At 71.0% G+C, this 19079-nt stretch carries 19 protein-coding genes; 11 read left to right on the forward strand and 8 right to left on the reverse strand.

The features are described 5' to 3' along the window. Nucleotides 1-152 precede the first annotated feature (152 nt). From OG788_RS32495 to OG788_RS32510, 4 genes are all read right to left on the reverse strand, one after another. Nucleotides 153-1046, reverse strand: coding sequence for an amino acid ABC transporter permease (locus tag OG788_RS32495; RefSeq protein WP_351549767.1), 894 nt, complete (start codon nucleotides 1044-1046; stop codon nucleotides 153-155). After that, a complete protein-coding gene (locus OG788_RS32500; RefSeq protein ID WP_351549764.1) occupies nucleotides 1043-1711 on the reverse strand; it encodes an amino acid ABC transporter permease in 669 nt (222 codons plus the stop codon). Before OG788_RS32500 ends, OG788_RS32495 begins: the two co-directional genes overlap by 4 nt. Before the next feature lie 152 nt (nucleotides 1712-1863). Further along, nucleotides 1864-2706: a glutamate ABC transporter substrate-binding protein gene (locus tag OG788_RS32505; protein ID WP_351549761.1), complete on the reverse strand. Its 843-nt coding sequence runs from the start codon at nucleotides 2704-2706 to the stop codon at nucleotides 1864-1866. Between the two features lie 105 nt (nucleotides 2707-2811). Next, a complete protein-coding gene (locus OG788_RS32510; RefSeq protein WP_351549758.1) occupies nucleotides 2812-3588 on the reverse strand; it encodes an amino acid ABC transporter ATP-binding protein in 777 nt (258 codons plus the stop codon). 285 nt (nucleotides 3589-3873) lie between these two features. On the opposite strand from OG788_RS32510, the gene OG788_RS32515 reads away from it, so the two are divergent. After that, nucleotides 3874-4560 carry a response regulator transcription factor gene (locus OG788_RS32515; protein WP_266763384.1) on the forward strand — a complete coding sequence of 229 codons (687 nt, stop codon included), beginning with the start codon at nucleotides 3874-3876 and terminating at the stop codon, nucleotides 4558-4560. Nucleotides 4561-4569: 9 nt separating this feature from the next. Next, on the forward strand, nucleotides 4570-5976 hold the full coding sequence (locus tag OG788_RS32520) for an ATP-binding protein (RefSeq protein WP_406374748.1): 1407 nt from the start codon (nucleotides 4570-4572) through the stop codon (nucleotides 5974-5976). 99 nt (nucleotides 5977-6075) lie between these two features. On the opposite strand, the gene OG788_RS32525 is transcribed toward OG788_RS32520, so the two are convergent. After that, nucleotides 6076-7074: a TAXI family TRAP transporter solute-binding subunit gene (locus OG788_RS32525; protein WP_406374749.1), complete on the reverse strand. Its 999-nt coding sequence runs from the start codon at nucleotides 7072-7074 to the stop codon at nucleotides 6076-6078. An 83-nt stretch (nucleotides 7075-7157) separates the two neighbouring features. Between OG788_RS32525 and OG788_RS32530 the strand changes: the two genes are divergently transcribed. The 4 genes from OG788_RS32530 (at nucleotide 7158) to OG788_RS32545 (ending at nucleotide 11302) form a co-directional block, all read left to right on the forward strand. After that, nucleotides 7158-7637, forward strand: a complete 480-nt coding sequence (locus OG788_RS32530) for a MazG nucleotide pyrophosphohydrolase domain-containing protein (protein WP_406374750.1) — start codon at nucleotides 7158-7160, stop codon at nucleotides 7635-7637. 234 nt (nucleotides 7638-7871) lie between these two features. Then, complete coding sequence (locus OG788_RS32535) at nucleotides 7872-8750, forward strand: alpha/beta hydrolase (protein ID WP_406374751.1); 879 nt, start codon at nucleotides 7872-7874, stop codon at nucleotides 8748-8750. A gap of 114 nt (nucleotides 8751-8864) precedes the next feature. Beyond that, complete coding sequence (gene miaB / locus OG788_RS32540; protein WP_406374752.1) at nucleotides 8865-10391, forward strand: tRNA (N6-isopentenyl adenosine(37)-C2)-methylthiotransferase MiaB; 1527 nt, start codon at nucleotides 8865-8867, stop codon at nucleotides 10389-10391. Between the two features lie 182 nt (nucleotides 10392-10573). Beyond that, nucleotides 10574-11302, forward strand: a complete 729-nt coding sequence (locus tag OG788_RS32545; RefSeq protein WP_406374753.1) for a class III extradiol dioxygenase subunit B-like domain-containing protein — start codon at nucleotides 10574-10576, stop codon at nucleotides 11300-11302. Here OG788_RS32545 and OG788_RS32550 read toward each other — a convergent pair. The 3 genes from OG788_RS32550 to OG788_RS32560 all read right to left on the reverse strand — a co-directional run bounded on the left by OG788_RS32550 (nucleotide 11299) and on the right by OG788_RS32560 (nucleotide 12111). Next, a complete protein-coding gene (locus tag OG788_RS32550) occupies nucleotides 11299-11499 on the reverse strand; it encodes a hypothetical protein (RefSeq protein WP_406374754.1) in 201 nt (66 codons plus the stop codon). The genes OG788_RS32545 and OG788_RS32550 overlap by 4 nt on opposite strands. 138 nt (nucleotides 11500-11637) lie before the next feature. After that, nucleotides 11638-11901, reverse strand: a complete 264-nt coding sequence (locus OG788_RS32555) for an antitoxin (RefSeq protein WP_356755616.1) — start codon at nucleotides 11899-11901, stop codon at nucleotides 11638-11640. A gap of 24 nt (nucleotides 11902-11925) precedes the next feature. Next, nucleotides 11926-12111 (reverse strand): gliding motility protein, encoded by a 186-nt coding sequence (locus tag OG788_RS32560; protein ID WP_406374755.1) that lies wholly within the window; start codon nucleotides 12109-12111, stop codon nucleotides 11926-11928. A 245-nt stretch (nucleotides 12112-12356) separates the two neighbouring features. Between OG788_RS32560 and miaA the strand changes: the two genes are divergently transcribed. The 5 genes from miaA to OG788_RS32585 all read left to right on the forward strand — a co-directional run bounded on the left by miaA (nucleotide 12357) and on the right by OG788_RS32585 (nucleotide 19041). Next, nucleotides 12357-13295 (forward strand): tRNA (adenosine(37)-N6)-dimethylallyltransferase MiaA, encoded by a 939-nt coding sequence (miaA, locus tag OG788_RS32565; RefSeq protein ID WP_406374756.1) that lies wholly within the window; start codon nucleotides 12357-12359, stop codon nucleotides 13293-13295. Nucleotides 13296-13402: 107 nt separating this feature from the next. Beyond that, complete coding sequence (locus tag OG788_RS32570; RefSeq protein WP_406376905.1) at nucleotides 13403-13936, forward strand: hypothetical protein; 534 nt, start codon at nucleotides 13403-13405, stop codon at nucleotides 13934-13936. A 127-nt stretch (nucleotides 13937-14063) separates the two neighbouring features. Further along, nucleotides 14064-14933: a diaminopimelate epimerase gene (gene dapF, locus OG788_RS32575; RefSeq protein WP_406374757.1), complete on the forward strand. Its 870-nt coding sequence runs from the start codon at nucleotides 14064-14066 to the stop codon at nucleotides 14931-14933. A 293-nt stretch (nucleotides 14934-15226) separates the two neighbouring features. Further along, nucleotides 15227-17422 carry a RelA/SpoT family protein gene (locus OG788_RS32580; RefSeq protein ID WP_406374758.1) on the forward strand — a complete coding sequence of 732 codons (2196 nt, stop codon included), beginning with the start codon at nucleotides 15227-15229 and terminating at the stop codon, nucleotides 17420-17422. 122 nt (nucleotides 17423-17544) lie between these two features. Next, nucleotides 17545-19041, forward strand: a complete 1497-nt coding sequence (locus tag OG788_RS32585; RefSeq protein WP_406374759.1) for a M1 family metallopeptidase — start codon at nucleotides 17545-17547, stop codon at nucleotides 19039-19041. The last annotated feature ends 38 nt before the right edge of the window (nucleotides 19042-19079 follow it).

Genomic DNA, 19079 nt, shown 5'->3' on the forward strand with positions numbered 1-19079 from the left:
GGACGTACGGGAACAGGCAGGTGGAGCGGGGTGCACGATCACAGAACGTATGCAACCCATTGCCGCTGCTTGCGTCAAGTGACGGGGGGCAGTGGCGATCATGCCACTGCCCCCCGTCGGTCAAAACGATCGGCCGTTCTTCGGACGATGCGTCAGATGCCGCCCCCGCCCGCGCCCGTCGCCGCGGTACCGGCGATCGACGCGTCGTTCGGAGAGAGCACCGCGCCGGTCGTCTTCTTGCCGCGCCGCAGCCTGCCTTCCAGCCAGGAGGCGAAGCTGGTGATCGCGAAGTTCACCACGATGAAGATGACGGCGACCACGATGAAGCTCGGGATGACGTTGGCGTAGTTGGCGGCGAGCGTGCTCCGCGCGGTGAGGAGTTCCGAGTATCCGATCATCACGCCGCCCAGCGCGGTGTCCTTCACGATGACGACGAGCTGGCCGACGATCGCCGGGAGCATCACGGTGACCGACTGCGGCAGCAGGATGCTGGTCATCGTCTGGCCCTTGCGCAGACCGATCGCGTACGCGGCCTCCGTCTGCCCCTTGGGAAGCGCGAGGATGCCGGCCCGTACGACCTCGGCGAGGACCGCGGCGTTGTAGAGCACCAGACCGGTGACGACCGCGTAGAACGGACGGTCCTCGCTGGGGATGTTCCCGGACTTGGCGTAGAGCTCGTTCGCGAACAGCATGAGCAGCAGGACCGGGATCGACCGGAAGAACTCGACCACGGCACCCGCCGGAACACGCACCCAGCGGTGGTCGGACATGCGCGCGATGCCGAAGAAGGCGCCCAGCGGCAGGGCGATCACCACGCTGAGCGCGGCCGCCTTCAGCGTGCCGAGAAGACCCGGCCACAGATACGTGCTCCAGGCGTCCGCCGTGGTGAACGGCTCCCACAGGTCCCACTTCAGCTGGCCCTTGTCGTCCATCGCCGTCCAGATCCACCACAGGAACAGGGCGAGCAGGACGAAGAAGACCACCGAGAGGAGCAGATTGCGGCGCTTGGCCCGGGGACCGGGAGCGTCGTAGAGGACGGAGGTCATCGCTTCACCGCCAGTCGCTTGCCCAGCCAGCCGAGAATGAGGCCGGTGGGGAGGGTCAGGACCACGAACCCGAAGGCGAAGAACGCGGCGATGAGGACCGTCTGGGCCTCGTTCTCGATCATCGTCTTCATCAGGCTGGCGGCCTCGGCCACGCCGATGGCGGCGGCCACGGTCGTGTTCTTGGTCAGCGCGATCAGCACGTTCGCCAGCGGGACGATGACGGAACGGAACGCCTGCGGCAGCACGACGAGCCGGAGGGTCTGGCTGAAGCTCAGTCCGATCGCGCGGGCCGCCTCGGCCTGCCCGACCGGCACGGTGTTGATGCCGGAGCGCAGCGCCTCGCAGACGAAGGCCGCGTGATAGCCGATGAGACTGAGGACCGCGAGCCGGAAACCCTGGAGATCGAAGTTGTCGGGCGCGCCCAGCGTGACACCGAAGATGTCCGCGAGACCGAGCGAGCTGAAGACGATGATGACGGTCAGCGGGATGTTCCGGACGATGTTCACGTAGGCGGTGCCGAAGCCGCGCATGAGCGGGACCGGGCTGACCCGCATCGCGGCCAGCAGGGTGCCCAGGACCAGGGAGCCGAGGGCGGAGAAGACGGTGAGTTTCACCGTCGTCCAGAACGCCCCTAGGACGTCATAACCTTGAAGAAAGTCGAACACGATCTCCCGCGCTTCCGGGTGGTGGCGTACTGGCGGACGCGGTGTGCCGCCGCCGTGATCGCGTCGGGCGGCGGCACACCTGCGGAACCCCGCGTGGACCCCCGGGTTCCTGCGTTGCCCGGGGGTCCCTGCGTTGGCTGGTGATCTCCGGACTACGAGACGATCACGCCGACCTTCGGGGCGGGCTCGTACTTGTACTGCGCCGGGCCGAAGTTCTTCTCGACCGCCGTCTTCCAGGCGCCGTCGGCCACCATCTTCGTCAGCGCGGCGTTGATCTTCTTCTCCAGCTCGGTGTCGCCCTTCTTGATGCCGACGCCGTAGTTCTCGTTGCTGAGCTTGAGCCCGGCGAGCTTGAACTGACCCTTGTACTTGTCCTGCGCGGCGAAGCCCGCGAGGATCGAGTCGTCGGTGGTCACCGCGTCCACGGCGCCGCTCTGCAGGCCCGCGATGCACTCCGAGTAGCCGCTGTACTGACGCAGGTTCGCCTTCGGGGCGATGGTGTCCTTGATGTTCTGCGCCGAGGTCGAGCCGGTCACGGAGCAGAGCTTCTTGCCGTTGAGGTCCGTGCCCTTGGAGATGTTCGAGTCGGCCTTGACGAGCAGGTCCTGGTGGGCCAGGAGGTACGGGCCGGCGAAGTCGACCTTCTGCTTGCGCTCGTCGGTGATCGAGTAGGTGGCCGCGATGAACTTCACGTCGCCGCGGGCGAGCGCGTTCTCACGGTCGGCGCTCTTCGTCTCGACGAACTCGATCTGGTCGGGCTTGTAACCGAGCTGCTTGGCCACGTAGGTCGCGACGTCCACGTCGAAACCGGCGAAGGAACCGTCGGGCTGCTTGAGGCCGAGACCGGGCTGGTCGTACTTGATGCCGACCTTGATCTTGCCGCCGCCGGAGGACGAGGACCCGCTGTCGTTCTTGTCGTCCGAACCGCACGCGGTGGCGGTCGCGGCGAGAGCGAGTACGGCTGCCGAGGCGGCGGCTGCCTTGCGGAGCTTCATGAGGAACATCCTTTGAGTGATGAAGAACTATGGGCCGTCGACGGGCGGGTGACGTGAGGAGTCCCCCACGCGCGGGGTCGTCAGGGATCCCCACGCGCGGGGACGTCAGTGGTGCAGGATCTTCGAGAGGAAGTCCTTGGCACGGTCGCTGCGCGGGTTGCTGAAGAACTGGTCCGGCACAGCCTCTTCGACGATGCGGCCGTCGGCCATGAAGACGACGCGGTTGGCAGCCGAACGAGCGAACCCCATCTCGTGGGTGACGACGATCATGGTCATGCCGTCCCGGGCCAGCTGCTGCATGACTTCGAGGACCTCGTTGATCATCTCGGGGTCCAGCGCGGAGGTCGGCTCGTCGAAGAGCATGACCTTGGGGTCCATCGCCAGCGCCCGCGCGATCGCGACGCGCTGCTGCTGGCCGCCCGACAGCTGTGCGGGGTACTTGTCGGCCTGCGTGCCGACACCGACGCGGTCGAGCAGCGCGCGGGCCTTCTCCTCCGCCGCCTTCTTGTCGGTCTTGCGGACCTTGATCTGCCCCAGCATCACGTTCTCGAGCACGGTCTTGTGCGCGAAGAGGTTGAAGGACTGGAAGACCATGCCCACATCGGCCCGGAGCCGGGCCAGCCCCTTGCCCTCCTGGGGCAGCGGCTTGCCGTCGATCGAGATGTCACCCGAATCGATCGTCTCCAGGCGGTTGATGGTGCGGCACAGCGTGGACTTTCCGGACCCGGAGGGCCCGATGACCACGACGACCTCACCACGGGTGATCGTCAGGTCGATGTCCTGGAGCACGTGCAACGCGCCGAAGTGCTTGTTGACGCTCTTCAGGACAACCAGTTCGTCGGTCGCGGGCATGGCGTCCTTGACCACCGATACGTCGGTCATCGCTTTCGGGCTCCGTCCTCGTCGGTTTCGGAGGACAGTAGTAACGCCGTACGACCAGCGTCATTACATCTGAGGGGAACTTGAGCATCACGATCCGGCAGCAATCGGACACGTGTCGTAGCGGACCGTACAAATGCGCGTACCGGCTGGGTAACGGAAGCTCCGCGCAACCCGAAGCCTCTTGACGCCGTCCTTGTCCATCGGCGTGACTTCCTTGGTGCACGCGAGCGTGCACCGCGTTCTACACGCAGACATCGTACGACCTAGGAACCGGAGGGGGCCGGAATGAGACTGCTCCTCGTCGAGGACGACAATCACGTCGCCGCTGCCCTGTCCGCGGTGCTGGCACGGCACGGTTTCGACGTCACGCACGCCCGCAGCGGCGAGGAGGCCCTGCAGGCGCTGGTCCCGGAGAGCGACGGCTTCGGTGTCGTCCTGCTCGACCTGGGACTGCCCGACCAGGACGGTTACGAGGTCTGCGGCAAGATCCGCAAGCGGACCGCCACCCCGGTGATCATGGTCACCGCGCGCGCGGACGTACGGTCCCGCATCCACGGCCTCAACCTCGGCGCCGACGACTACGTGGTGAAGCCCTACGACACCGGGGAACTGCTCGCCCGGATCCACGCCGTCAGCCGGCGCAGCGTCCACGACGACGCGGCGGCCCCCGGCGAGACCCTGCTGCGCCTCGGCTCCGTACACATCGAACTCCCCAACCGCCAGGTCACCGTGGACGGTTCGACGGTCCAGCTGACCCGCAAGGAGTTCGACCTGCTCGCCCTGCTCGCCCAGCGCCCCGGAGTGGTGTTCCGCCGGGAGCAGATCATCAGCGAGGTGTGGCGCACCAGCTGGGAAGGAACCGGGCGCACCCTGGAGGTGCACGTCGCGTCGCTGCGCTCCAAACTGCGCATGCCGGCGCTGATCGAGACCGTACGCGGCGTCGGGTACCGGCTCGTCGCCCCGGCTTCGTAGCGGGCACGGGTGCGCACACGTCTCCTTCCGCTGCTCATCGTCCTGATGGCAGCCGTCCTGCTCGCGCTCGGCATCCCGCTCGCGGTGAGTGTCGCGGCGGCCCAGCAGCAGCGCGTGGTCGTCGACCGCATCGACGACACCGCGCGCTTCGCGGCCCTCGCCCAGTACGTCACCGACGCCTCCGGCGGTTCCCAGGGGGGCTTCCCGGACGAACGCGGCGAAACCCTGCGGACCGAACTCACCCGCTACTTCGAGGTGTACGGCATCCGGGCCGGCGTCTTCTACCGCAACCGCACGCCCATGGCCAACGCCCCGGAAACCTGGCGTGTGCCCGGGACGGGAGTGGCCCGCGACGCCTTCAACGAGGCGCTCGTCAGCCGCCGCAGCCACGACCCGGAGCAGGTCTGGCCCTGGCAGCGCCACCGGCTCGTCGTCGCGTCCCCGGTCATCAGGGACGGTGACGTCGTCGCCGTCGTCGTCACCGACTCGCCCACCGGGCAGATGCGCTCCAAGACCCTGCACGGCTGGCTGATCATCGGCGCGGGCGAGATCGCCGCGATGCTCCTCGCGCTCGGTGCCGCGCTGCGCCTCACCGGCTGGGTGCTCAGGCCCGTGCGCGTCCTCGACGCCACCACCCACGACATCGCGACCGGCCGGCTGAAGTCCCGGGTCGCGCCCGCCGGCGGACCGCCCGAACTCCAGCGCCTGGCCCGGTCTTTCAACGAGATGGCGGACAACGTCGAGGACGTGCTGGAGCAGCAGCGCGCCTTCGTCGCCGACGCCTCGCACCAGCTGCGCAACCCGCTCTCGGCGCTGCTTCTGCGCATCGAGCTCCTCGCTCTCGAACTCCCCGAGGACAACCAGGAGATCGCCTCGGTCCGCACCGAGGGCAAGCGCCTCACCCAGGTGCTCGACGATCTGCTCGACCTGGCGCTCGCCGAGCACGCCGAAGCCGATGTGCGGCTCACCGACATCGGCGAGCTGGCCGCCGAGCGCGTGGCGTCCTGGGAGCCGGTCGCCGAGAGCAGGGGCGTACGACTGGCGGGGACCTGCCCGCCCACCACCGCGTGGGCCGACCCCGTCACCCTGTCCAGCGCCCTGGACGCGGTGATCGACAACGCGGTCAAGTTCACACCCGAGGGGGAGAGCGTCGAGGTGACCGTCGCGTCGAACGGCGAGTCCTCGACCATCGTGGTCACCGACGGCGGCCCCGGCCTCGGCGACGAGGACCTGGCCCGCATCGGCGACCGCTTCTGGCGCAGCGCGGTCCACCAGAACGTCAAGGGCTCGGGCCTCGGCCTCTCCATCTCGCGGGCCCTGCTCGCCGCGGGCGGCGGCTCCATCGCGTACGACCACCACGAGCCGCACGGCCTGCGGGTGACGGTGACGGTGCCCAGGTCGGGTCCTGCGGCCTGAGGGACCGTGCGGGGCGCCGCTCCGCGGGACGGCCCGTGCCGGAACCGGGCGGCTCCACGGATGCGGCAGGAGGCGGCGCCGGGGTCACGGCGCCGCGGGTCAGGGCTTGATCGACCGGTAGTAGCGGCTTGCGCCGTCGTGCAGGGGCAGCGGGTCCGTGTAGATCGCCGTGCGCAGGTCCACCAGCTGGGCCGCGTGCACCACACCGCCGATCCGGTCGCGGCTCGTGATCACCGTGCGGGTGAGCTCCTCGGTGAGCTTCGCGTCCGCGTCCTCACGGGTGATCAGGTAGTTGGCCACGGCCAGGGTCTGCACGGGGGAGCCGCGCTGCGCCTCGGGGTAGGCGTCGGCGGGCATCTGGGCGGACCGGTAATAGCGGGAGGCGCCGCCCTGCTCGTGCAGTTTCTTGACGAGGTCGCCGCCGATCGGCACCAGCCTGATGTCGTCGGCCTTGGCGAGGTCCACCACGGCGCTCGTCGGCAGGCCGCCCGACCAGAAGAAGGCGTCGATCTTGTGTTCCTTGAGCAGGCCGGGCATGGTCGCGATGCCGTCGTCGAGGGGCTCGATGTCCGTGTCGGGGTCCAGCCCCGCCGCCTCGAGCACATGGTTCGCGATCAGCCGCACCCCGGAACCGCTCGGTCCGAGGGCGACCCTCCGGCCCTTCAGGTCCGCCACGGACCGCACGGACGACGAGCGCGGGACCACCAGGTGCACATAGTCGTCGTAGAGCCGTGAGCAACCGCGCAGCCGGCCCGATCCCGGCTTGTTCTGGAGGATGTACGTCTCCACGGCGTCGGCCGCCGCGATGGTGAAGTCGGCCTCGCCCGTGGCCACGCGCCGGACGTTCTGCTGCGATCCGTCGCTCTTCTTCAGCTGGACGTCCAGGTTCGGCAGGTCCTTGGCGATGGCGCTCTGGAGGAGCTTGCCGTACATCTGGTAGACCCCGGTCCGGGTGCCCGTGCTGAAGGTGATCGTCCCGCTCGGGGCCTCCTCGCTCAGCGGCAGCAGCCACCACAGCAGCAGGCCGACGACCGTGAGAGCGGTCGCCGAGCCGAACAGCGCGCGGCGCCGGCCGATACGGGGGAGTGCCTGGAACATGCGCGCGATCCTGCCAGTCCGGGGGCGGTCCTGACCAGGGCGGGACTCACAAGGGGGTTCCGGCGGATCGATAGGCTCGTCGGATGCAGCCGTCTTCCCCGTCACAGGTCGCGCCTTCCGCCACTCCGCTGCCTTCCCCGGCCGCCGCCGAGTCCGGCGCCGCCCCTTCGCCCGCCTCCCTGGTCCGTGCGTTCCATCTCGCCTTCGGCCTCGAGGTCCGCGACACCCCGGCCGAGGTCTCCCCGAAGCTCGCCGCGCACCGCGGCGAACTGCTGGCCGAGGAGGCGGCCGAGGTCGCCGAGGTCGCGGTCGGCGGCCCGCTCGACCGGCTGGCGCACGAGCTCGCCGACGTCGTGTACGTGGCGTACGGAACGGCTCTCGTCCACGGGATCGACCTCGACGCGGTGATCGCCGAGATCCACCGCTCCAACATGACGAAGCTGGGCCCCGACGGCCATATCGCCCGCAGGGCCGACGGCAAGGTCCTCAAGGGCGAGCACTACAGGGCCCCGGATGTGTCGGAGGTCCTGCGGCGGCAGGGGTGGAGCGCCCCGGACGCCTAGCGCGTGTCCGCGGCACCCGGGGGAGCGGCGGCTGCCGCTCTCCCGCCTCCAGGCCGGCCGCCCCTGTTGGCCGCCTCTGCCGGTCGGCCGACCCGCACCCTTCCGGTACCGCCGACCGGCTTGCTAGCTTGCGCCCCTTCGCCCCTTCGCCCCTTCGCCCCTTCGGGCTGGCCACCAGGAACCGCAGGGCCGTCGGCACCTCGGGGTGTCCACCAGCGACGACCAGGAGAGCGCATGAACGAGCCGGCCGAACTCGATCTGCCCGTCGAGGGCGGAACGCTCCGTGTCCTGCGGTTCGGGCGGGGGCCGCGGACAGCCCTCGCGGCGCACGGCATCACCGCGTCCGGGATGGCCTTCGGTGCCATGGCCCGTCGACTCCCCGACGAATGGACCCTGTTCGCGCCCGACCTGAGGGGGCGCGGCGGCAGCGCCGGCACCCCCGGCGATTACGGCCTCGACCGGCACGCCACGGACCTGTGCCGCCTCGCGGAGGACCTGGGCGCGGGCCGGCCCGTCGCCCTGACCGGGCACTCGATGGGCGCGTACATCGCGCTGCGCGCGGCGGCGCGACGGCCGGAGCTGTTCGACCGGCTGCTGCTCGTCGACGGCGGCCTGCCCCTCCCCGTGCCGCCCGGCGCCGACCTCGACGCCGTCCTGGACGTCACCCTCGGCCCCGCGCTGGCCCGCCTCGGCCGGACCTTCGCGACCGACCAGGACTACGTCGACTTCTTCCGCGCGCATCCGGCGCTCGGCCCCGACTGGAACGCGGACATCGAGACGTACGTGCGCTACGACCTCACGGGGCCCCGGGGCGCCCGGCGTTCCAAGGCGCGCGAGGAGGCCGTACGGCACGACGGGCGGGATCTGCTGGCCTCCGCCGACCTGTTCGCCGCCGACCTCACGCGGCTGTCCGTCCCGGCTCGGCTGCTGCACGCGCCGCTCGGGCTGCTCGGGCAGGAGCCGCCGATGCTGCGGGCGGCCGAGGTCCAGCACTGGACCGGCAGGTCCCCGGGCCTGCCCGCCGAGCTGATCGCGGGCACCAACCACTACACGATCCTGCTGGGAGCCGCCGCGAAGACGGTCGCGGAGCGGCTCGTCGCGCTGATCGAGTGATCATGACTCCGCGGCAGGTCAGGAGCGGTCCGGGCGGTCCGTGGATCTCCGGGCAGCGCACGGGCCGCGGCTCCGGCGTCCGGACGTACTCCAGGCACCGCCTACCCTTGTCACATGAGCAGCGGCGACCGGAGTCAGGCAGTGGACGTTCAGGAATCGAAGACGTATGAAGTGCGCACCTACGGGTGTCAGATGAACGTCCATGACTCCGAACGGCTCTCCGGGCTCCTCGAGGACGCCGGTTATGTGAAGGCGCCCGCGGGCTCGGACGGCGACGCGGACGTCGTCGTCTTCAACACCTGCGCCGTACGGGAGAACGCCGACAACAAGCTCTACGGCAACCTCGGCCGCCTCGCCCCGATGAAGACGAAGCGTCCGGGCATGCAGATCGCCGTCGGCGGCTGCCTCGCCCAGAAGGACCGCGACACCATCGTGAAGCGGGCGCCCTGGGTGGACGTCGTCTTCGGCACGCACAACATCGGCAAGCTGCCGGTCCTCCTGGAGCGCGCCCGCGTCCAGGAAGAGGCGCAGGTCGAGATCGCCGAGTCCCTGGAGGCCTTCCCCTCCACCCTGCCGACCCGCCGCGAGAGCGCGTACGCGGCCTGGGTGTCGATCTCCGTCGGCTGCAACAACACCTGCACCTTCTGCATCGTCCCGGCGCTGCGCGGCAAGGAGAGGGACCGCCGGACCGGCGACATCCTGGCCGAGATCGAGGCCCTGGTCGGCGAGGGCGTCTCGGAGATCACCCTGCTCGGCCAGAACGTCAACGCGTACGGCAGCGACATCGGCGACCGTGAGGCCTTCAGCAAGCTGCTGCGCGCCTGCGGGCAGATCGAGGGCCTGGAGCGGGTCCGCTTCACCTCGCCGCACCCGCGCGACTTCACCGACGACGTGATCGCCGCCATGGCCGAGACCCCGAACGTGATGCCGCAGCTGCACATGCCGATGCAGTCCGGATCGGACACCGTGCTGAAGGCGATGCGCCGCTCGTACCGCCAGGACCGCTTCCTGGGGATCATCGAGAAGGTCCGGGCCGCCATCCCGGACGCGGCGATCACCACCGACATCATCGTGGGCTTCCCCGGTGAGACGGAGGAGGACTTCGAGCAGACCCTGCACGCGGTCCGCGAGGCCCGCTTCTCGGCGGCCTTCACCTTCCAGTACTCCAAGCGCCCCGGCACTCCGGCGGCCACCATGGAGGGGCAGATCCCCAAGGAGGTCGTCCAGGCGCGCTACGAGCGTCTCGTCGCCCTCCAGGAGGAGATCTCCTGGGGCGAGAACAAGAAGCAGGTCGGCCGCACCCTGGAGCTGATGGTCGCCGAGGGGGAGGGCCGTAAGGACGGCGCCACCCACCGGCTGTCCGGCCGCGCCCCCGACAACCGGCTGGTCCACTTCACCAAGCCCGACGAAGAGGTCCGCCCCGGCGACGTGGTCACCGTCGAGATCACCTACGCCGCCCCGCACCACCTGCTCGCCGAGGGCGCCGTCCTGGACGTGCGCCGCACGCGCGCGGGGGACGCCTGGGAGAAGCGCAACGCCGCCGAGGCCGCCAAGCCGGCGGGCGTCATGCTCGGCCTGCCGAGGATCGGCGCCCCCGAGCCGCTCCCGGTCGCCGCGGGCAGCGGCTGCGGCTGCGACTGACCGACCGGCCGACTGAGGGGGCGACGCCGGCCGGGACAGCAAGCCGACGCTGGCCGGGACAGCAGGCCGACACGGGCTTGGGCAGCAGGCCGACGCCGGCCGGGACGGCAGGCCGACGGGCGCCGGCGGAACCTGAGTGGGGCCGGGGCGGATCGTCGGTCGGCACCGTTACGCTGCGGATCATGCTTGTAGCCGCCGCAGTCTGCCCCTGCCCTCCGCTGCTCGTCCCCGACGTCGCCGCCGGCGCGGCACCCGAGCTGGACGCCGCCCGCGCGGCCTGCACGGACGCGCTGGGCGTGCTCGCCGCGTCACGCCCCGACCTGCTGGTGGTCGTCGGCCCCGCCGAACAGAGCGGTCGCGGCCCGCATCCGGAGGGCACCCGCGGCTCCTTCAACGGCTTCGGGGTCGATCTCGACCTGCGTCTCGGTCGCCCGGCCGCGGCCGCCGCGGGCCCCGACGCCTCGGACCGCGGACTGCCGCCCTCCCTCGCCGTCGCCGCCTGGCTGCTGGAGCGCACCGGCTGGTCCGACGCCCCGGTGGAGGGGCTCGGAGTGGGGGAACCTCTGGAGGCCGAGCGATGTATCCAGGCGGGGGAGCACATCGCCGGGCGGGCTGTGCGGGTGGCGCTGCTGGTGATGGGTGACGCCAGCGCGTGCAGGACGGTCAAGGCGCCGGGCTATCTCGACGAGCGCGCGGCGGGCTTCGACGCGGAGGTCGCGCGTGCGCTCGGAACCGCGGACGTGGCGGCCCTCAAGACACTGGACACCGCTCTGGCCCACGAGCTGAAGGCCGCGGGGCGCGCCCCCTGGCAGGTCCTCGCCGGCGCGGCCGAGGGCGCGGGGCTCGGCGGCGCCCTGCTCTACGACGACGCCCCGTACGGAGTGGGGTACCTGGTTGCGGCCTGGTCCTAGAGGTCGCGCCGGGAAAGCCGTGGCGCGTTGAGCCGTACGAGCGAGAGGACGGCCGCGGCACGAACGCGCCGCCCGGCGGCGTCGCAGCTGCCGTCGCTCGCGCCCGCCGCCGTGCCCGGCGTTGTCCCGCGGCTCCCGTCGCTCAGGCTTCCGGCGTGCGCGCGTTGCTGACGCCGTCCGCCGTGCTCGCGTCGCATGCGCCGTCCGCCGTGCCCGCGTCGCTTGCGCCGTCCTAGTCCGCTGTCGGTCGCGTCCGCCGTGCCCGCACGGGGCCGGACACGGCGGACGGCCGGAAGCCCGAGGGCTTCGCGGCCGTCCGCCGATCTGTGGGTCGTTCAGGATGTCCGAGGCGGCGTCGGCATGTCGGGTGGGGGCGTGGTCCCGCCACCGTCCTTGTGCGCGAGGCGGTCCATGGCGTCCTTGGCCTTGCCCGTGCCCGTCTGGATCTTGCCGCTGTACTTGTGCTTGGTCTTCTCGTCGACCACCTTCGCGGCCTTGTCGAGGCCGTGGGTGACCTTGTGCCCGTGCTGCTGCGCGAGCCCGGAGACCTTGTCCTTGGCGGGCTCCAGCTTGGCTTTCAGATTGTCCATCAGACCCATGGTTCGCCTTCCCTCGCGGGACAGTTATGTGCGGGCGCCCTCGCCGGCCTCGTTGTCGGCGGCCCGTTCGGCGGTCTGCTGCTTGGGGATGTCGACGTCCTCCGCGGTGTCGGTCCCGGCGGTCCCCGCCGTCGCCTCGCCCTCGTTCTCGGACGAACCCTCTGCCGCCGGCTCCGCCTCGGTGCCGTCCGGCTGTGCGGCGGTCTCCACCTCGGCGGGTGACGCCTCCTCCGTAGCCTTTGACCTCCGGAGAAGTCGTGCAAAAACGCCCATATCCACTCCATACGTTACTCGTGAGGGCGAAATCCCGTGTCGCCCGGTGCGTCCCATTGCGTCGCCCGGGTCACCGGTTCACGGAACCGGCGGCTGGAACCTCGCATCAGGCAACGAACCCGGACCCACGGCGTCACGTAGCTCGTTGGAGGAGAGGGCCGGGGGTTTGCGAGACTGGGACCGTGAGTAGCACACCCCCCGCCCCCCGGGTCATCGCCGTCGTCGGACCGACCGCCGCAGGAAAGTCCGATCTGGGCGTTTTCCTCGCCAGGCGTCTCGGAGGCGAGGTCGTCAACGCCGACTCGATGCAGTTGTACCGAGGGATGGACATCGGCACCGCCAAGCTGACGCCCGACGAGCGCGGCGGCGTCCCGCACCACCTCCTGGACATCTGGGACGTGACGGTCACCGCCAGCGTCGCCGAGTACCAGCGGCTCGCCCGCGCCCGCATCGACGCGCTGCTCGCCGAGGGGCGCTGGCCGATCCTGGTGGGCGGCTCCGGGCTGTACGTCCGAGGGGCCGTCGACAACCTGGAGTTCCCCGGCACCGACCCCGAGGTGCGGGCCCGCCTGGAGGAGGAGCTCACCCTGCGCGGCTCCGGAGCGCTGCACGCGCGGCTCGCGATGGCCGACCCCGAGGCCGCCCACGCGATCCTGCCCAGCAACGGCCGCCGTATCGTCCGGGCCCTCGAGGTGATCGAGATCACCGGCAAGCCCTTCACCGCCAATCTGCCCGGCCACGACTCCGTGTACGACACCCTCCAGATCGGTGTCGATGTGGCGCGCCCCGAGCTCGACGAGCGCATCGCACGCCGCGTGGACCGGATGTGGGAGGCCGGGCTCGTGGACGAAGTGCGCACCCTGGAGGCGCACGGCCTGCGCGCGGGGCGCACGGCGTCACGTGCCCTCGGATACCAGCAGGTCCTCGCGGCGCTCGCCGGGGAGTGCACCGATGCCGAGGCCCGCGCCGAGACCGTTCGCGCCACCAAGCGCTTCGCGCGCCGTCAGGATTCGTGGTTCCGGCGCGACCCGCGGGTGCATTGGCTCAGTGGGGCTGCGGCGGATCTCACAGAACTCCCGGAGCTCGCACTGGCGTTGGTTGAACGACCGGTCACAGCCTGATCACGTCATTGCATCGGGACGCTCCGGCCGTCATCCGGGCCTCCGGCGCCGTGCCATCATCGAGCTTCGATCGACCAGTGAAGTCCGAGTTGGGAGGGCGCGTGGCGATGGAGGCCGGCCCTCGCGACACTGCACGAGGCACTGAGTACGGTGCTGATCCGGACGGAGTCCGACTGAGCATCGATCCGGACGCCGATCCCGGCGTCGAGCCGGAGCTGGACGGAGAGCGCCTGAGCTCCGACGGCCCCGAGGAGACCCCCGACGGGGTGATCGCCGACGGCCCCGGTCCCGGCGAGATGTCCCCGGAGGTCGAGGTCGAGCTGCGCCCGCAGCGCCGACTGCGCATCTGGCAGCTCGCGCCCATCGTGGCGCTGGCCGCGACCGGCTCACTGATGTTCGCCTTCCCCCTGGCCTTCGAGTTCGGTGACGGCGGTGCCGTGGTCGCCATGCTCGGGCTGCTGATCTGCTCGTGCGCCGCCGGCTGGGGCATGATGGCCGCCCGCCGGGTCGGTTACTCCCTGCCCGGCTTCCCGCCGCGCGGCTCCGGCCGCCGCCCGGACTGGCGTGTGGTGATCGCGTACGTCGTGGTCGTCGCCGCGGTGGCGGTGCTCGCCGTGTGGCGCGTGGCCCGGCTGCGCTGACTCCGCGGGCCCGGTCCGCCGGGTCGCGGGCCCGATCCCGGGCACCCGCCCGACGTGGACGTGCGTGTCGTACCGACCCCCGCCCCGCGCCGCCCGGACTGTCGTGCCGACCCCGTACGATCGAGGGATGAGCACGCGGATCGCCTTCCTCAAGGGTCACGGGACCGAGAACGACTTCGTGATCGTCCCGGACCCGGAGAACGTCATCGACCTGCCCCCGGCCGCTGTCGCCGCGCTGTGCGACCGCCGCGCGGGCATCGGTGGCGACGGTCTGCTGCACGTCGTACGGTCCGCCGCGCACCCCGAGGCCCAGCACATGGCGGCCGAGGCGGAGTGGTTCATGGACTACCGCAACGGCGACGGCTCGGTCGCCGAGATGTGCGGCAACGGAGTGCGTGTGTTCGCCCGCTACCTCCAGCGCGCCGGGTATGTGGTCGAAGGAGATGCGGCCGTCGCCACGCGCGGGGGTGTGAAGACCGTGCACGTCGCCAAGAACGGAGACGTCACCGTCGGCATGGGCAAGGCACTCCTCCCCGGGGGAGAAGTGACGGTGAGCGTCGGCGAGCGCAGCTGGCCCGCCCGCAACGTGAACATGGGCAACCCGCACGCCGTCGCCTTCGTGGACGACCTCGCGCACGCCGGCGATCTGTACACGCCTCCGCCGTTCACCCCCGAGTCCGCGTACCCGGACGGGGTCAATGTCGAGTTCGTGGTCGACCGGGGGCCGGGCCATGTCGCCCTGCGGGTCCACGAGCGCGGTTCCGGAGAGACCCGCTCCTGCGGGACGGGCGCGTGCGCCGTGGCCGTCGCCGCGGCCCGCCGCGACAACGCCGACCCCGCCGTGACCGGCACCCCGGCGACGTACACCGTCGACGTGCCCGGCGGACGTCTGGTGATCACCGAGCGCGCGGACGGCGAGATCGAGATGACGGGCCCCGCGGTGATCCTCGCCGAGGGCGAGATCGACGCCGAGTGGCTGGAAGCCGCGCGACGCTGAGCCGCGCGGCCGGGGACGGGCGCGCCCCGTCCCCTATTGGTGCGACCTATCGGTGCGACGTCATTGGTGCGACGCCGTACGTCCGTGCCGTCCCTTCCGAAAGTTCGAAACCGTAAACCCCAAAACCTTCGCTCGAATGGGTGATCCGTTTCACGCTCGGCGAGAGGCGGTCAACCGGGCGTGGTGGGCTCGGTAGCATCAAGCACCGGCACGGACGGGGGACCGACACGATCCCCTGAGCCGAGTACGCCATGGGGCACCCGTCCGCCGGTCTTACGCAGCCGGAGGTGCCCATGAGTGCGGAGGCGACGAATCCCGCGACGCCAGGCCCTGCAATGCCCGCCCCCGAGCGCTCGCCCTCGCTGGAGCCGGGGGTGACCCCGGCGCACCGCAGGAAGGCGCGTCCCCGGATCGACCTGCGCCGCCTGGGGCGGGCCGCACTGCTCGGGCCCGCGACCCGTGACCGGCTGCCGGACGCCATCGGGCATGTGGCCGAGGCGCACCGCGCCCACCACCCCGACGCCAAACTCGAGCCCCTGCGCCGGGCGTACGTGCTCGCGGAGTCCTCGCACCGCGGCCAGATGCGCAAGAGCGGCGAGCCGTACATCACGCACCCCCTCGCCGTGACGCTGATCCTCGCCGAACTGGGCGCCGAGACCACGACGTTGACCGCCTCCCTGCTCCACGACACCGTCGAGGACACGGAAGTGACACTGGATCAGGTGCGGGAGGAATTCGGCGACGAGGTCTGCTATCTCGTCGACGGCGTCACCAAGTTGGAGAAGGTCGACTACGGCGCCGCCGCCGAACCGGAGACGTTCCGGAAGATGCTGGTCGCGACGGGCAACGACGTCCGGGTGATGTCGATCAAACTCGCGGACCGGCTGCACAACATGCGGACCCTCGGGGTCATGCGACCCGAGAAACAGGCGCGGATCGCCAAAGTGACCCGGGACGTGCTGATCCCGCTCGCCGAGCGCCTCGGTGTGCAGGCGCTCAAGACCGAGCTGGAAGACCTCGTCTTCGCGATCCTGCACCCCGAGGAGTACGAGCACACGCGGGAGCTCATCGCCGAGAACGCCGGCCGCGGCGACGACCCTCTCGCGGAGATCGCGGAGGAGGTGCGCGTGGTCCTGCGCGACGCCGGCATCCAGGCCGAAGTCCTCATAAGGCCACGGCACTTCGTCTCCGTGCACCGCGTGTCGCGCAAGCGCGGCCCGATGCGCGGCGCCGACTTCGGACGCCTCCTGGTGCTCGTGAACGAGGACGCCGACTGCTACGGCGTCCTCGGCGAACTGCACACCTGTCTCACCCCGGTGGTCTCGGAGTTCAAGGACTTCATCGCCGTCCCCAAGTTCAACCTGTACCAGTCGCTGCACACGGCCGTGACCCGCGGCGACGGCCAGGTCGCCGAAGTCCTCATCCGCACGCACCAGATGCACAAGGTGGCCGAGGCCGGAGTCATCGCGCTCGGCAATCCCTACGCATCGCCGTCGGAGGAACAGCCGGACGGCGGCGGGGACCGCCCCTTCGACGGCGAGCGTGCCGACCCCACCCGTCCCGGCTGGCTCTCCCGGCTGCTCGACTGGCAACAGGGCGCCCCGGACCCGGACACGTTCTGGTCGACACTCCGCGAAGACCTCGCCCAGGACCGCGAGATCACCGTGTTCCGCGCCGACGGAGGCTCGCTGGGCCTTCCGGAGGGCGCCAGTTGCGTCGACGCGGCCTACGCGCAGTACGGCGAGGACGCGCACGCCTGCATCGGAGCCCGCGTCAACGGCCGTCTGGCGACGCTCAGTACGGTCCTGAAGGACGGCGACACCGTTCAGCTCCTCATGGGCCAGGACCCCGCCTCCGAGCCGTCCAGGGAGTGGCTGGAGCACGCGCACACGGCCGCTGCGCGGATCGCCATCCAGCGCTGGATGGCCACGCATCCCGCACCCGGCGACGAGGAGACGTCCGGGACCTCCGCCACGAGCCCCAGGCCGCCGATCGAGGCCCCGGCCCGCCCCACCGAGGCGCAGGTCGCCCGCCCCGCGAGCGCCGTCGCCGACCCGCCCGGCGCGTCCGTACGCATGGCCGGCTGCTGTACGCCCGTACCGCCCGACGAGGTGACCGGCTTCGCCGTCCGCGGGGGAGTGGTCACCGTGCACCGCGTGGAGTGCGCCGGAGCCGCGCGTATGAAGAGCGCGGGACGCGCGGAGGTCGGTGTGCGCTGGGGGGACACCTCCGAGTGCCGCGTCACCCTGGTCGCCGAATCCTTCGGACGCCCGCATCTGCTCGCCGACCTCACCGAAGCCATCGCGGCGGAGGGGGTCGCCGTCGTCTCGGCGACCGTCGAACCGCCCAGCCAGCAGCGGGTACGCCACACCTACACGCTCCAACTCCCGGACGCGGCGCGCCTCCAGGCCCTGATGCGCGCGATGCGCAATGTGCCCGGCGTGTACGACGTGAGCCGGGCCCAGCATCCGGCGGCGGCGGCGCAGTAGACACCGGGTGCCGGGCGCCCCGCGTCGGCCGCCGGCCCCGATGAGCCTCCTTGCGGACCCGTTCGGGTGGGCCGGGCGCGAGTCGCCACCGCGGGACCCGCGCGCGCTGGTAGCGGTGGTCCATGCCGCTCAACCCCACCCCCACGCCCGTACGCCCGAGGAGCCGCCGTGTCACGTCGGCCCTGCTCGCCTCGGCCGTCTCCGTCTGTCTGATCGCCGCGAGCGCCCCGGACCCGGCCTTGCCCCTGGGAGTGGGTGACCGGCTCTTCCCCACCCTCGGCAACCCCGGCTACGACGTCGAGTCGTACGACCTCGACTTCACCTACCCCGGTACCAACGACAAGCCGCTCAAGGCCGTCACCACGATCGACGCCCTGACCACCGCTTCGCTCGACCGCGTCAATCTCGACTTCGCGCACGGAACGGTGCGGTCGGTCGAGGTCAACGGGGTGTCCGCCGATTTCGTGAGTGCCGGTGACGACCTGGTCGTGACGCCCGCCGAACCGCTGTCCGCCGGGAGCCCGCTGCGTATCACCGTGCGTCACACCAGCGATCCGGTCAGTGCGAAGGACCAGGACGGCGGCTGGGTGCGGACCAAGGACGGGCTCGCGATGGCCAACCAGGCCGATGCCGCACATCTGGTCTTCCCGTGCAACGACCACCCCTCCGACAAGGCGATGTTCACCATCCACGTCACGGCGCCCGAGGGGTACACGGCCGTGGCCAACGGTCTGCCCGAGGGCACCCACCGGGCCCGCGGGTCCACGACCTGGACGTATCGCACCGAGCACCCCATGGCCACCGAGCTGACGCAGGTGTCCATCGGCCGCTCCAGCGTGCTGCACCGCGCGGGGCCGCACGGCCTGCCCGTACGCGATGTCGTCCCCGCCGCCGACCGTGCGGCGCTCGAACCGTGGCTCTGGAAGACCCCCGACCAGATCGCCTGGATGGAGGGCAAGGTCGGGCGCTACCCCTTCGAGACGTACGGGTTGCTGATGGCCCAGGCGCAGACCGGCTTCGAGCTGGAGACGCAGACGCTCTCGCTCTTCGAGAAGGACCTCTTCACCGAGCCCGCCTACCCGAAGTGGTACGTCGAGTCGATCATGGTGCACGAGCTGTCCCACCAGTGGTTCGGCGACAGCGTCAGCCCCCGCACCTGGTCCGACCTGTGGCTCAACGAAGGGCACGCCACCTGGTACGAGGCCCTGTACGCCGAGGAGAGGGCGAACAAGCCGATGGTGGCCCGGATGAAGGCCGCCTACCGCCTGTCCGACTCCTGGCGCGCCGCCGGCGGACCGCCCGCGGCGCCCAAGGGACCCAAGCCCGGCCACAAGATCAGCATCTTCCGGCCGAACGTGTACGACGGCGCGGCCCTGGCCCTGTACGCGCTGCGGCAGGAGATCGGGCGCCCGGCCTTCGAACGCCTGGAGCGGACCTGGGTGAGCGTCAACCGCGACGGCGTGGCCTCGACGGCCGACTTCGTGGACCTCGCCTCCGCCGTCGCCGCACGCGATCTGAGCGGGTTCTTCAAGGCGTGGCTCTATGCCGGGAAGACACCGCCGATGCCGGGACACCCGGACTGGAAGAGCGACGCCCCCAAGGCGCGCAAGCACGCGTGAGGCGGCGGGCCCGCGGGCGCGTGCATCGAGGGGACCCG

The organism is Streptomyces sp. NBC_00647, from assembly GCF_045207245.1.
Classification (GTDB): domain Bacteria; phylum Actinomycetota; class Actinomycetes; order Streptomycetales; family Streptomycetaceae; genus Streptomyces.

Bases quoted from the DNA above. Each gene is read 5' to 3' on its own strand.
- OG788_RS32505 (WP_351549761.1), bottom strand. From the start codon at position 2,706: ATGAAGCTCCGCAAGGCAGCCGCCGCCTCGGCAGCCGTACTCGCTCTC.
- OG788_RS32535 (WP_406374751.1), top strand. From the start codon at position 7,872: ATGAACGAGCCGGCCGAACTCGATCTGCCCGTCGAGGGCGGAACGCTC.
- OG788_RS32570 (WP_406376905.1), top strand. From the start codon at position 13,403: ATGGAGGCCGGCCCTCGCGACACTGCACGAGGCACTGAGTACGGTGCT.
- OG788_RS32585 (WP_406374759.1), top strand. From the start codon at position 17,545: ATGCCGCTCAACCCCACCCCCACGCCCGTACGCCCGAGGAGCCGCCGT.
- OG788_RS32580 (WP_406374758.1), top strand. From the start codon at position 15,227: ATGAGTGCGGAGGCGACGAATCCCGCGACGCCAGGCCCTGCAATGCCC.
- OG788_RS32545 (WP_406374753.1), top strand. From the start codon at position 10,574: ATGCTTGTAGCCGCCGCAGTCTGCCCCTGCCCTCCGCTGCTCGTCCCC.
- OG788_RS32510 (WP_351549758.1), bottom strand. From the start codon at position 3,588: ATGACCGACGTATCGGTGGTCAAGGACGCCATGCCCGCGACCGACGAA.
- OG788_RS32550 (WP_406374754.1), bottom strand. From the start codon at position 11,499: ATGCGACGCGAGCACGGCGGACGGCGTCAGCAACGCGCGCACGCCGGA.
- OG788_RS32515 (WP_266763384.1), top strand. From the start codon at position 3,874: ATGAGACTGCTCCTCGTCGAGGACGACAATCACGTCGCCGCTGCCCTG.
- OG788_RS32495 (WP_351549767.1), bottom strand. From the start codon at position 1,046: ATGACCTCCGTCCTCTACGACGCTCCCGGTCCCCGGGCCAAGCGCCGC.
- OG788_RS32530 (WP_406374750.1), top strand. From the start codon at position 7,158: ATGCAGCCGTCTTCCCCGTCACAGGTCGCGCCTTCCGCCACTCCGCTG.
- OG788_RS32555 (WP_356755616.1), bottom strand. From the start codon at position 11,901: ATGGGTCTGATGGACAATCTGAAAGCCAAGCTGGAGCCCGCCAAGGAC.
- OG788_RS32525 (WP_406374749.1), bottom strand. From the start codon at position 7,074: ATGTTCCAGGCACTCCCCCGTATCGGCCGGCGCCGCGCGCTGTTCGGC.
- dapF (WP_406374757.1), top strand. From the start codon at position 14,064: ATGAGCACGCGGATCGCCTTCCTCAAGGGTCACGGGACCGAGAACGAC.
- miaB (WP_406374752.1), top strand. From the start codon at position 8,865: ATGAGCAGCGGCGACCGGAGTCAGGCAGTGGACGTTCAGGAATCGAAG.